Source organism: Sphingomonas sp. (genome assembly GCF_965248875.1).
Classification (GTDB): domain Bacteria; phylum Pseudomonadota; class Alphaproteobacteria; order Sphingomonadales; family Sphingomonadaceae; genus Sphingomonas.
In genome coordinates this window covers 126,687-139,179 of sequence record NZ_CBDFKR010000004.1, presented here as the reverse complement: position 1 = coordinate 139,179, position 12,493 = coordinate 126,687, and the positions used below count along the sequence as shown (strand labels likewise).

Genomic DNA, 12,493 nt, shown 5'->3' with positions numbered 1-12,493 from the left:
CACGCAGGCGCCGCCGACAGCGGCGACTCATGCAATGTTCGGCTTATGTTCCGGGACTGCTTGTAGGACAGCGAAAACTTACAACATCCGGCGCCGCGCGATACGGGCCAGGAATCCAAGTCCCCAGGCCAGGTGCATGATCATCGCCGGCACGCCGCTCAACATCGCACACCCCCCGCCCGCACGCGCGCCGATCGCAATGCCGCCCGCCAGGCACAGCAGCGCCCAGCCGAGCAGCGGCGCGGCGAACAGCCAGTGCACCGGCGTCAGCAGCGCGACCAGCGCCGCGGCCGGGACCGCGAGCGGCAGCGTCTGGCGCAGCTTGGGCCGCCGCCGATGGAGCAGCAGCGTCTGCGCCCTCCCCCGGCCATAGCCGAGATACTGTCGCCACAACTGCGCAGCGGACCGGCGGGGCAGGTATCCAAGCGCGAGTCGCGGCTCCAGCCACAGCCGCCCCCCGGCCGCGGCCAACCGAAGGTCGAGCTCGGCATCCTCGTTGTGCGACATCGTCTCGCGATAGCCGCCGACCTGCCGGAACAGCGTCATGTCCATCAGCGCGTGATGGCCGTGATCGACCCAGGCGCCCGTCCCGACATGGCGATGCGGCGAGCCGCCGGTGCCGAGCCGCGAATTCTGCGCGGTGGCGGCGGCGCGCTGGAAGCAGGTTTCGCCGCGGCTGACCATCGGCACCACCACCGAGGTCGCGTGCTGCCGCTCGGCGGTGTCGATCAGCTTGCGCACATAGCCCTCGGGATAGTCGCAATGGGCATCGATCCGGACCAGCCAGCGCGCGTCGCCGCCCAGCTCGGCCACCGCCCGGTTGACGCCGGCCGCCTGCAACCGCGCCGGGTTGTCGATCAGCGTCAGCCGCGGATGGTCGCGCGCCACCGCCGCCACGATCGCCCGGCTCGAATCGGTGCTGCCGCCATCGGCGACGACGATCGAATGGTCCCCCGGCTCGGCGAGCTGCTGGCGCAGCAGCCCGGGCAGCGCCGCTTCCTCGTTGAGGCAGGGAATGACGACGAGAATCCCGGTCATCCGTCGACGATCGCATGCAGCAGGGTGTCGCAATCACCCTGACCGGCGATCAGGTCGCCGCGCGGGATCGCGTCGACCGCGGCACGCAACTGCCGGTAGGCCGCATCGTCCACATCGGAGAACTGCGGCTCGAGCTGCGCAACCGGATCGCCGTCATTGAGCAAGAGCCCCGCCCCGTGCCCCTCCAGCCACCTGCCGGTCTCGACGGATCGCAGCGCGATCGGCACCGTCCCAAAGGCCGCCGCCTCGTACAGCTTGTTGGGCAGCAGCCATTGCGAGTTCAGCCCTTCCTCGAAATAGTCGATGCCCCAGGCGAAGTGGCATTGTCCGTACAACTCGCGGAGTTGCCCGGGCGTGTACGGACCGACGTACGTACAATGCGGTGCGGCGGCGACACTTGCGGCGAAGTCGTCGAACACCGCCGGGCTCGCGCGACCCGCGATCAGGATGCGCACGCGTCCCTCTGCCCGCCGCGCAAGCTCGCTCAGCAAGGCAAAGCTGCGGCGGCAGCGCAGATTGCCGAACCAGCCGATCGTCCAGGGCGGTCCGGCGGCCGGCGCGTCGGCGGCGACGGGCATGCCGTCCAGCGCCAGCAGCTTGTTCTCGACCAGCAGCGCCGGCGCCGCCAGCGTTGGGCGCTTCACAAAATACTCGCGATGGAACGCCGGTGAGGACACCAGCAGCAGGTCCACCGTTCGCAGCAGCGCCGCCTCGACGCGCTGGATAGCGCGGGCGGGCAGCGATCCGCCGAGCAGCGTGCGGTGGATATCCAGGCATTCATAGACCAGGCGCACCTCCGGCAGCGCACGCCGCACGCGCCTGGCCAGCGCCAGACACTCCAGATTGCGCCCGATCACCACGTCGGCGCCTGCCGCCGCCGCCAGCAGCGCGCCGGGCCGCAGCAGCGTCGCCACCACCTTGATCGCGCGTCCGATCAGCGCGCCGTCATCGGTGCGGCCGAGATCGATCACCTGCGCTCCCGCGACCGCGGCCGGCGAGCGCTCATCGCGCCGAAATCCGGCGACGACCAGCTCCGCTCCGCCCGCGCGCAGCATCGACACGCGCCGCGCCACCGCCGGATCGTTGATGTCGTGGACCAGATAGGCGATTTTCGGGTGGCGCTCGCCGGTCGCCGCGCGTTGCGTCACTGCCCTTTTGCCTCCAGCCGCCGGCCCGCCCGCGCCTACCCGCTCCCTCTCTGGATGCAAACCGCTGAACGGACCGTTGCCGCCGCGCATCGTCTCCGCCTACGACGCTCGACAATGCCCGAGCCGCCCGTTCCCGCCGACCCGCGCGTCTGCGTCATCATCGCCGCGTTCAACGGCGCGGCGACAATCGGCCGTGCGGTGGTCTCTGCGCTCGACCAGCCGGAGACCGCGGAGGTGGTCGTCGTCGACGATGCCTCAACCGATGATACCGCGGCAGCGGCACGCGCGGTGGACGACGGCAGCGGCCGCCTCAGCGTGGTATGTCTGGCCGCCAACGTCGGGCCGTCCGCCGCCCGCAATCGCGCCATCGAGGCGAGCAGATCGCCCTTCATCGCGATCCTCGACGCCGATGATTTCTTTCTGCCCGGCCGGCTTGCCGCGCTGTTCGACGTCCCGGATTGGGACATGATCGCCGACAGCATCGCCTTTGTCGACGAGAGCCGGGTAGCGGACATCGACGCCGCGGCGATCGCCGCTCACCCGGTCGCGGCGCGCGCGCTGCCGGCGGCTGCGTTCGTCCGCGGCTGCCTCACCCGGCGTGGCCGCTACAAGGGCGAACTCGGCTTCCTCAAGCCGCTGCTGTCGCGCGCCTTTCTCGACGCGCACGGCCTGCGCTACGCCCGGGAACTCCGGCTGTCGGAGGATTTCGACCTCTACACCCGCGCCTTGCTCGCAGGCGCGCGGTTCAAGATCGCGGCCGCATGCCGCTACGTCGCCGTCGAACGCCGTGGCTCGTTGAGCACCAGCCACGGCGTCGCCGAGCTCACCGCGGTCGAAGGGGCGATGCTCGCCCTTGTCGCCGCCGCGCCGCCGGGATCGGAAGTTCGCACGGAGCTTCAGCGCCTCCACGCCCAGACCGCGCGCAAGCGCCGGCTGCGCGCGGTGCTCGCCCGAAAGCGGTTGGTCGGCGCGCTCGCGGCCTTGCGCGAAGAGGCATCGACCCCTGCCGCGCTGTCGGGCGTCCTCATCGACATCGCACGCGACAAGCTGGCGACGCTGCACGAGAGGCTGCTTCCTGCGCCGCCCGCGCCGGATACGACGCCACGCTTCCTGCTCTGAGCAGGTCAGCCCATCAGCCGCCGCAACCGCCCGGCCGCCCAGTCGATCACCTTGGGGCGGCTCGACCGCTCCAGCTTCCACGCCAGCGCGCGCCGCGCGACGAACAGCGGAGTGAACCCCGCGACCAGGAACATCCCCGCCTGCGTCGCCCGCCGCTTCCACGACATGCCGCCCGCCATCGACGCCCGCGCCCCCGCCAGCCCCAGCCGGCTGCGGCGATCGCCGGCATAGCCGTGCGCCGCGCGGTCGAAGCACAGCGACGCGAGCCGCTGCTCCAGATGCGTCGCATCACCCATGCCGGGTGAGGGATCGACGGCTAGCCCCTGTCGCCCGGCATGGTCGCGCAACGCCGTGTAGCGATGCTCGTCATGCTCGACCCGCCAGCGCGCGCGCTTCGCCATGTCGGCGGCGAAGCCGCTATGGTTTGCGCCGTGCCGCCGATAGCCGCCGATCGGCGTGTCGATGGCGGCGACCGCGCCATACAGCGGCACCACCGTCGCCAGATAGCCGTCGGCCGAACGGTCGAACGCCTGTTCGGGGATCGGCATGACCTGATCCAGGGCCGATCGCGCGAACGCCAGGCCCGTCGTCACCGTCGTTGCATACCGCCCCCGGCTGCGCAGCCCCCCGGTCACGTCGCCCGACGCAAGCGGCATCTCATAGGGCGGAAACACATCCTCGACACGGCCGTCGGCATCGACAAGATGAAGGCGCGCCTGCACCTGCGCCACGCCGTCGTGCCAGGCATCCAGCACGCGCCGGGCGGCATCGGGATACAGGAAGTCGTCGGCGTCGAGGAACAGGACGATCGCGCCGGTCGACTGCGCAAACCCTGTGTTGACCGCCGCCGACATGCCGCCATTGGCGGCGCGGAATACCGCCGTCACTTGCCCGCCATAGGCTTCGATCACCGCGCGCGAGCCGTCGGTCGAGCAGTCGTCGACGACGATTACCTCGCACGCGACCGTCTGCGCCAACACCGAATCGATCGCCTGCGGCAGGAAGGCCGCATAGTTGAAGTTGACGATGACGATGGAGAGAAGCGGGTCGGTCATCGCGTCTCAATAGCCGATCGGCGGCGGCGGACTAGTAAAGCTGCAGGTCGCGCCGCCCGCAATAGCGCGCGCACGCCCCCAGATGCAGCGCCCCGCGCACCGCCAGCCGCCGCCACCGCGCCGGCGATGCCAGCGTCAGCGCCGCCCCAGCCAGGCACAGCGACGCCTTTCCCGCCGCGACCGGCAGCAGCAGCGCCCGCCATCCGCCCGCCGCCAGGCGCGTGCGCGCATAGGTCTGGCCGTTGCGGAACGATCGCCGCCACAGCCAGCCGAGCGTCAGCCGCGCCGCCGGCACCGGATCGTCGACGATCGCGTCGGGCGCGTAGGCGATCCGCGCGCCTCGCTGCACCGCCGTTGCGAAGAACAAGTCGTCTTCGCCCCCCGACCGCCCCAGCGCCGGATCGAAGCGCAGGCCGGCAAAAGCGGGCAGCCGCAGCAGCACGTTGCAGCTATATCCCGTCCGGATCGCCGCAGTCTCGGTCAGCGGCGGCCGCGTCGAATGCAGGTCCGCGCGCGCCGCCCAGCCGGGCGCGCCGGCTGGATAGCGGGCCCGCGCCGGCCCCAGCACCGCGTCCGCGCCGCTTTCGTCCAGCCGGGCTAGCAGCGCGGCGATCCATCCCGGCGTCGCCACCTCGTCGTCGTCGATGAACGCCAGCAGCTCGGCCTCGGCGGCATCGAGACAGGCGTTGCGCGCGATCGAGATGTTGCGCGCGGGTGCATGGACATAATGACAGTCCAGCGTCAGCTGCGCCGCGGCCGCCGCCGTGCGCGCCTGTGCGCTCGGTTCCTCGTCATTGTCGGCAACGATCACCCGCAGCCGAATGCCGTCGGGCAACACCTGACCCGCGATCGACCGCAGCGCATGCGCGAGCGTGTCACGCCGGTAGGTGCAGACCGCGACATCGACGCTGGGCCCAGCCACCTCAACTCCCCCATTGCGTAAATCCGCCGGCAAGGTTGTTTGCTGCATTGCACCAGCCGGGTAAGAGCGCCCGATACGGGCGAGGTTCGAGCATGCGCAAGGGCATTATTCTGGCGGGCGGGACGGGGTCGCGGCTGCACCCGCTGACCCGCGGCGTCTCGAAGCAGCTGATGCCGGTCTATGACAAGCCGATGATCTATTATCCGCTGTCGACGCTGATGCTGGCGGGCATCCGCGAGATCCTGCTGATCACCACACCGGAGGACCGCGCCGCGTTTGAAACCGTGCTGGGCAACGGATCGCAATGGGGCATTGCGCTCACCTACGCGATCCAGCCCTCCCCCGATGGGCTGGCGCAGGCGTTCCACATCGGCAAGGATTTCGTCGGCACGGATCCGTCGGCGCTGATCCTGGGCGACAACATCTTCTACGGTCACGGGCTGACCGATCTGCTGCTCGCCGCCAATGCCCGCGACGGCGGCGCGACCGTGTTCGGCTATTATGTCGCCGATCCGACCTCCTACGGCGTCGTCTCGTTCGACGGCCGCGGCCGCGCCGAGACGATTGAAGAGAAGCCCGCCGCGCCCAGATCGAACTATGCGGTGACCGGCCTTTATTTCTACGACGGCAACGCGGTCGACTACGCGCACCGGATCAAGCCGTCGGCGCGCGGCGAGCTGGAGATCACCGACCTCAACCGGCTGTACCTGGAGGCGGGGACGCTGTCGGTCGAACTGATGGGACGCGGCTATGCGTGGCTCGACACCGGCACCCACGCCTCGCTGCTCGACGCAGCACTGTACGTGAAGGTGACGGAGGACCGCCAGGGTTTGAAGATCTGCTGTCCGGAAGAGATCGCCTGGCGGCTCGGCCATATCGACGACGCCCAATTGGAGCGACTTGCCGCGCCGCAGCGCAAGAGCGGCTATGGCGACTATCTGCTCGGCATGCTCGACAGCGAGCGGCGGGCGCGCTGAGGGGTGAGCGCTGCCGCGCCCGACGCCATCGCGGTCGTTACCGTCAACTGGAACGGCTGGCGGATGAGCCTCGCCTGCCTCGGGTCGCTGCGCCGGAGCCGCGGCGCAACGTGGCGGCTGTATCTGGTCGACAATGCCTCGACCGACGATTCGCTGGAACAGCTGGCCGATCTCGGCGCCGACGTCGTCCTGCTGCGCTCGTCGGTCAACGGCGGCTGGACCGGCGGCAACAATCTGGGTGTCCGCCGCGCGCTGGATGATGGGTTCGAGCACATCTTCATCCTCAACAACGACGCTTTGGTCGAGCCGGACACGCTCGCCACCCTGCTCGACCTGTTCCGGACGCGCGGGACGCGGCCGGTGCTCGGGCCGGTGCAGCTCGACCATGACGGCCGCACGCCCGAGTTCGTCGGCGCCGAAATCGAGGCGGCGACCGGCCTGCCCCGCATCACCCGTGTCCAGGAGGTTGTGCTCGACGACCTGCCCGCCATCTATCCGACCGCGTTCGTCAAGGGCGCGGCCTTGTTCGCACACCGCGACCATTTCGAACGGGCCGGTCTGTTCGATGCCGATTTCTACCTCAATTACGATGACACCGACTGGTGCTTTCGCGTCCGCGCGGCCGGGTTCGAGATGCTGATGACCACCACCGCGCGTGTCGTTCACGCCGGTTCCGGTTCGATCGGCGGCGCGTTGTCGCCGCTCAACATCTACTTCCTCGCGCGTAACGAGCTGCTGTTCGCGGAACGCCATTGCGGCTTGCGACAACGCCCGGCGCAGCTCGTGTCGTACCAGAAACTGAGCAGCCGGATTCCGCAATATCCGACCCGGACGCGGCGCGCCGTGGCGTTGTTGTTCGGCCGCCACGCCACCGCCCGGGCGTGGCGCGCGGGGGTGCGCGACTATCTGCTGCGCCGGTTCGGCGATTGCCCGCGCGCGATCCGGCAGATGAGCGGCTCGCGATGACCTCCCCTCCCGCCGGGCCGGTGCTGGCCTATTTCTGCTACGGATCGAAGGGGGTGTGCGATCAGGCGATCTATTCGATCCTGTCGCTGCTCCACGTCAGCGGCGGGGTGCCGAGCGGGTGCCGGATCGTCGTCTACAGCGATCGGCCGGCGGACTTCGCGAGGCTGCCGGTCGAGATGGTGCCGCTCGATCAGGCCACGCTGGACACCTGGCTTGGCGACAGCGATTACGTCCACCGTCGCAAGAGCTGCATGCTGATCGACGCGCTGGAGCGGTTCGGCGAGCGCGTGTTCCTGATCGATTCGGACACCTGGTTCCGTCGCGCGCCCGACGCCATGTTCCGGCGCGCCGGACCGGGCCGCGCCTGCTTTCACCTCTGCGAGGGTTATCTCACGCAGACCGGCACGCCCCCGGACGATGCGCTCGCGCGTCAGCTCCGGGCCGGCGACTACCGGCTGCCGTCGCGCGAGCGCATCGTCGTCGACCGGCGTACCCCGATGTGGAACACCGGCGTGATCGGCGTTCATGCCGACGACCTGCCGCGCGTGCGTGCGGCGCTGGCGCTCAGCGATGCGATCTGGGCCGGTGCCGATCCCGTGGGGGCATATGGCCGCAAGGTCCACCATGCCGAGCAGTTCGCGATGGGCGTCGCGTTTGCCGATTGCCGCCTGACCGAGGCCGCCGACACGGTCTACCATTACTGGCCGCAGGCGGCGAAGCAGCGCTTCGACCCGCGGCTGCCCGCGCTGGTCAAGGCAGGCATGGCCGACCGCTCGCCCGCATCGCTGGCGGCGATCTATGCCGCGCGCGAACGCGAGACGGGACTGCCCGCGCTCAGGGACGGGCTGAAGATGGCGCTCCGCCGCCTGGCGCTCGCGACCGGGGCGCCGGTGCGGGGCTATCGGCGCAGCGTCGGCGGATGAGCGCCAACACGCGCCGCAAGACACGATGCTTTCTTATGGTTTTTGGGCGATAGCGCGGCGCGATGACCGCGTTTCATGATCATTACCGCTTTTATCGCCAGCGCGGCCCGCTGTTCGAAGCCGAGTCCGCTTTGCCCGCTGCGGCGCCGGTCGCGCCGGCCGCGCGTTACATCGCCTATTACCTGCCGCAATTCCACCCAATCGCAGAAAACGACCGCTGGTGGGGGGCGGGTTTCACCGAATGGACCAACGTGACCGGCGGCTTGCCGCGCTATGTCGGTCATTACCAGCCCCGCTGCCCGGCCGATCTGGGCTTTTACGACCTGCGCGATGCCGGGGTGCTGCGCCGCCAGGCCGAATTGGCAAAGCGCGCCGGCGTCCACGGCTTCTGCATCCACCATTACTGGTTCAGCGGCGTGCGGCTGCTGGAAAAGCCGCTCGACCTGCTGCTCGCCAACCCCGACATCGACCTGCCCTTCTGCCTCAACTGGGCGAACGAGAGCTGGTCGCGACGCTGGGATGGCAGCGAGAGCGATATCCTGATGGAACAGCGCTACGCGCCGGGCGACGACATCGCCTTTGCCGAATCGATCCTGCCCGCGCTGGCGGACCCGCGCTACATCACCGTCGGCGGGCGCCCGCTGCTGCTGATCTACCGGCCCGGCGACATGCCCGAGCCGCGGCGCACGATGGACGCGATCCGCGACCGGATCGTGCGTGCCGGCCTGCCCGATCCGCTGATCGTCATGCCGCAGGTGTTCGAGGCCTACGACCCGCGCCCGTTTGGGATGGACGCCGCCGCCGGCTTCCCGCCGCACGGCGGCCCGTGGAGCCTGCCCAATGATCGTGCGTCGTTGCAGCTGCTCGATCCGGCTTTCGCGGGCACGGCGATCGACTATGCGGCGATGGCGCAACGGCTGCTGGAGAACCGCGGCGGCGACTACCAGCTGTTTCCGTGCGTCGCGCCCTGCTGGGACAATGAAGCGCGGAAGGGCCGCGCCAGCCTGGGCTTCTACGGGTCGACCCCCGCGCGATACGGTGCCTGGCTTCGCGCCGCGAGCCGTCGCACCTGCGAGGATAACAGCGGCGACGCCCGCCTCGTCTTCATCAACGCCTGGAACGAGTGGGCGGAGGGCGCCTATCTGGAGCCCGACCGCCATTTCGGTCATGCCTATCTGGCCGAGACCCGCCGCGCGCTCGACGGCTTCGAACACGCCGATGCGGCACCCGAAGACGCACCGGCCTATCCGCCGCCGGCGTTCAGAGCGTCGCCCTCACCCCGCCACCGGATCGTCGACTTCGCGCGCCGCGCGCGTCGTAAGGCTGCCCGCCTGTTGTGAACCGAGCCGGGCGTTGCGTACCGCCGTCCGCGCTGCTACCGCGCCGCTCCTGCCACCTGCTCTCCTGGAGTGGGGCTCACGTGCGGTCGTGGCGGAATTGGTAGACGCGCAGCCTTGAGGTGGCTGTGCCCGAAAGGGCGTGGAAGTTCGAGTCTTCTCGACCGCACCATTTTGACGCAGAGGCGACGGCGGGCGCGCTGGACTCGCGGTTAATTTTCTCCCTATCAGCGTGACAAGGGAGAAAACTGATGCGTAGCCTGATCGTCGCGACCGTCATTGCCGCCGCCGCGCTGGCCGCAGCACCCGCCGCCGCGCAGAATTACGCCTTCAGCTACAGCTTCAACGGCACCCAGATCGCCAACGGCACGATCTTCACCAATGGTCCGGGCTTTGCCGCGGGGTCGCTCAACGTCGTCAACGTCACCGGATTTCGCAACGGCATGGCGATCACGGGATTCCAAGACTTTTTCGATGTCGACGAGGGCGACCAGCTGCTGTTCCCCAATCGCAGCGCCGCCTATGTCAGCAGCGCCGGTCTGACCTACCAGATCGGCGCGTTCAGCTACAACATCACCTCGCCGACCGCCGAAAGCGGGGGCGGGCCGTCGGGCCTGTATACCGAATACCGCTATCTGACGTCCGACCCGTTCGGTCTGCAGAGCAGCCAGACGGTCAGCAGGTTCACGCTGACGCCGCTGACGGTGGGCGCGGTGCCGGAGCCCGGCGCCTGGGCTATGATGATCGTCGGGTTCGGCGTGATCGGCGCCGGGCTGCGGCGCCGCGCGAAGGTCCGGACGGCCGTCGCCTGGGCGTAGCGCACTGGCGTTATCCGCTTGGCGGGACTGACTGCGCGGGGATAAGCGCCCGATAGGCGTCGAGATAGACGCGCGCGGCGTCGGCCGGGCGCAGCGTCCGTTCGATATAGGCGCGCGGCCGGTAGCCGTCGAGCGCACCCCAGAACGTCTCCCAGCGCTCCTCCATGTCGGCGAGCGAGAAGGTCAGGCCACAATTCTCGTCGAAATAGGGCACGCTGCTGACCTTCAGGTCGGGCGCCGCAAAGGGCAGCTGGCGCGGGTCGACCAGCGCTCCTTCCTCCCAGGCGAAGACGGGAACGTTCATCGCCAGCGCCTCCTCGCAGGCGAGCCCCTGCGTCTCATGCTCGCACAGGAACGCCATCGCACGCGACCGGCGCAGGGCGGCGAAATAGGCCGGCTGGGTGTGGCCGCCATAATGGAGGATCGCGTAGCTGCGGCCATCAGCCTCCAGCTTGCGGACCAGCCGGTCGCGCACCGCCGGGACGCGCTCCGCCTGATGCCACCTGATCTTGTCGTAGATCAGCACGTCGACCTGCTTGGCCGCGTCGCGGACATCGGGCAGCGCCGCGACGTCGATGCCGACCGGACAGCGCAGCATCTTGTCGCCGCAATAAGGCCGGTAATAGTCGACGAACCAGTCCGACGGCTGGATGATGCGCATGACGTTGGGACGCCTGGCCCAGGCACCGGCGGTATCGGGATAGCCGGGATCGCCGGGACCGAAGATCACCGGGTTGGGCAGATCGACTTCCTGGAGGACGCTGGGATAGCCGGCGATGCCGATCGGGTAATCGGGGCGTGCGCGCGCCGTCGCGAAATCATTGATCCGGACGACGCAGCCGAGCTGACGCAGGCCATCGGCCAGCGCCACAAAGGCGGCATGGAATCCCGTCGCCACCTGCTTTCCCCGCGCGCGCCGCCAGATCGCGCGGGCGAGACTGCGGCCGCGGTGATAGAGGCGCGCCCCCCACGCCTCCCGCGCCTTTAACTCATAGCCGTCGTAGAAGAGGAGGATGGTTGCGGCCGCGCCGGCCGGCTGGCGATCAGGAGGCATGACGGGCGTCCGCGGCCGGGTGTCGGAACCGGGCCTCGCCGTCAAGCCGCTTGCGCGTGATCCGCTTGGCCAGCAGCTGCATCGGCCGCTCGACCCCGAACCAGCTCAGCGTCCCCGCGATCCACGCCAGCGGGACGCCGGCAACGCGCAGGATGAAGGGCGTCGCATGCGGCAGCAGCAGGATCAGCGCGATCGCGAACGGAAAGCCGTACAGATAGGTCCCGTAGCTGATGTCGAACCGCTCGTTGATCCGTCGCAAAGGCCCCAGCCGTACCTTGAACGCCAGCCAGAACACCGGCAGCGCCAGCAATGCTGCACCCGCTACGGGCGCGCTATGCTGAAACTGGAAGGCGATGATCGCCAGACACAATGAGGCGAGCGCCAGCCGGCCGGTCAGCCACCTGTCAACCTCGTCACGCCAGAGATAGCAGCATGCGCCGACCATGAATGTCGCCATGAACCTGATGTCCATCGTTATCCGGCCGACCAGGAGATCGACAACCCGGTTCCGCCCCGGATATTCCAGCGCGTGCGCCGTCGTCCAGGAGCCCGTCAGCGTGGTGGACAGCACGAGCACAGCCGCGATGATCAACATCGCTCGCCGCTGGCCGAGCACGCCGGCCATCCACAGGACAGCGACCAACAGGTAGCAACGGAACTCATAGGAGATCGTCCACAGCGCACCGTTCAACGTCGGATAGGGAATGGCAAGCTTGGCCGGCATCAGCGGCATCAACGGGGTCTCCCGCAGCGCCGCCATGTTGACGAGCGCGTCGGTCTGATACGGCCAGATGTTCACCCCGAGACCCAGACCGAACAGGTAAAAGCTGACCAGGTAGGCGACGGCAAAGCCGGGCACGATCCGCAGGAGGCGATGCACCAAGTAGATTGCGACATCGCCCTGACGAAGCATGCTCTTCGTGATCAGGTAACCGCTCAGCAGGAAAAATCCGCTGACCGCCGTTTCGCCGAGTGAGGTGAAGGGCAAGACTTGGGTCAGCGGCTCGCGACTGCGATCACCGTCGGTCAGCTCGGAAGCGTGGCCGACGATCACCATCGTCGCCAACGACAGCCGCATCAACCCGATATTGTTTCGATCCACGGGCTTCCCTCTGCCGACCGGTCCGCTCAAACGG

12 protein-coding genes and 1 tRNA gene are annotated in these 12,493 nt (G+C 68.9%); 7 read left to right on the top strand and 6 right to left on the bottom strand.

Going from position 1 to position 12,493, the window contains the following annotated elements; all coding sequences use genetic code 11:
* Positions 1-78 precede the first annotated feature (78 nt).
* Entirely contained in the window at positions 79-1,038 is a 960-nt protein-coding gene (locus tag ACP2AD_RS03170; protein ID WP_425228631.1) for a glycosyltransferase family 2 protein, read from the bottom strand.
* Entirely contained in the window at positions 1,035-2,186 is a 1,152-nt protein-coding gene (locus ACP2AD_RS03165; protein WP_425228630.1) for a hypothetical protein, read from the bottom strand. The genes ACP2AD_RS03170 and ACP2AD_RS03165 overlap by 4 nt, the downstream gene beginning before the upstream one ends.
* 114 nt (positions 2,187-2,300) lie before the next feature.
* On the opposite strand from ACP2AD_RS03165, the gene ACP2AD_RS03160 reads away from it, so the two are divergent.
* Positions 2,301-3,305 carry a glycosyltransferase family 2 protein gene (locus ACP2AD_RS03160; RefSeq protein WP_425228629.1) on the top strand — a complete coding sequence of 335 codons (1,005 nt, stop codon included), beginning with the start codon at positions 2,301-2,303 and terminating at the stop codon, positions 3,303-3,305.
* Positions 3,306-3,310: 5 nt separating this feature from the next.
* On the opposite strand, the gene ACP2AD_RS03155 is transcribed toward ACP2AD_RS03160, so the two are convergent.
* Together ACP2AD_RS03155 and ACP2AD_RS03150 are read right to left on the bottom strand one after the other, a co-directional pair.
* Entirely contained in the window at positions 3,311-4,360 is a 1,050-nt protein-coding gene (locus ACP2AD_RS03155; protein ID WP_425228628.1) for a glycosyltransferase family 2 protein, read from the bottom strand.
* Positions 4,361-4,391: 31 nt separating this feature from the next.
* Positions 4,392-5,282, bottom strand: coding sequence for a glycosyltransferase (locus tag ACP2AD_RS03150; protein WP_425228627.1), 891 nt, complete (start codon positions 5,280-5,282; stop codon positions 4,392-4,394).
* 92 nt (positions 5,283-5,374) lie between these two features.
* Here ACP2AD_RS03150 and rfbA point away from each other — a divergent pair, with 92 nt between their 5' ends.
* The 6 genes from rfbA to ACP2AD_RS03120 all read left to right on the top strand — a co-directional run bounded on the left by rfbA (position 5,375) and on the right by ACP2AD_RS03120 (position 10,303).
* A complete protein-coding gene (gene rfbA, locus ACP2AD_RS03145; RefSeq protein ID WP_425228626.1) occupies positions 5,375-6,259 on the top strand; it encodes a glucose-1-phosphate thymidylyltransferase RfbA in 885 nt (294 codons plus the stop codon).
* A gap of 3 nt (positions 6,260-6,262) precedes the next feature.
* Entirely contained in the window at positions 6,263-7,225 is a 963-nt protein-coding gene (locus tag ACP2AD_RS03140) for a glycosyltransferase family 2 protein (RefSeq protein WP_425228625.1), read from the top strand.
* Positions 7,222-8,148: a hypothetical protein gene (locus ACP2AD_RS03135; protein ID WP_425228624.1), complete on the top strand. Its 927-nt coding sequence runs from the start codon at positions 7,222-7,224 to the stop codon at positions 8,146-8,148. The genes ACP2AD_RS03140 and ACP2AD_RS03135 overlap by 4 nt, the downstream gene beginning before the upstream one ends.
* 62 nt (positions 8,149-8,210) lie before the next feature.
* On the top strand, positions 8,211-9,488 hold the full coding sequence (locus ACP2AD_RS03130; RefSeq protein ID WP_425228623.1) for a glycoside hydrolase family 99-like domain-containing protein: 1,278 nt from the start codon (positions 8,211-8,213) through the stop codon (positions 9,486-9,488).
* 82 nt (positions 9,489-9,570) lie between these two features.
* Positions 9,571-9,657, top strand: a tRNA-Leu gene (locus ACP2AD_RS03125).
* Between the two features lie 79 nt (positions 9,658-9,736).
* Positions 9,737-10,303, top strand: coding sequence for a PEPxxWA-CTERM sorting domain-containing protein (locus ACP2AD_RS03120; protein WP_425228622.1), 567 nt, complete (start codon positions 9,737-9,739; stop codon positions 10,301-10,303).
* Between the two features lie 10 nt (positions 10,304-10,313).
* Here the strand turns inward: ACP2AD_RS03120 and ACP2AD_RS03115 are convergent, their stop codons facing one another.
* Both ACP2AD_RS03115 and ACP2AD_RS03110 read right to left on the bottom strand, forming a co-directional pair.
* Positions 10,314-11,357, bottom strand: coding sequence for a hypothetical protein (locus ACP2AD_RS03115; RefSeq protein WP_425228621.1), 1,044 nt, complete (start codon positions 11,355-11,357; stop codon positions 10,314-10,316).
* Positions 11,347-12,459 (bottom strand): acyltransferase family protein, encoded by a 1,113-nt coding sequence (locus ACP2AD_RS03110; RefSeq protein ID WP_425228620.1) that lies wholly within the window; start codon positions 12,457-12,459, stop codon positions 11,347-11,349. The genes ACP2AD_RS03115 and ACP2AD_RS03110 overlap by 11 nt, the downstream gene beginning before the upstream one ends.
* Positions 12,460-12,493 lie beyond the last annotated feature (34 nt).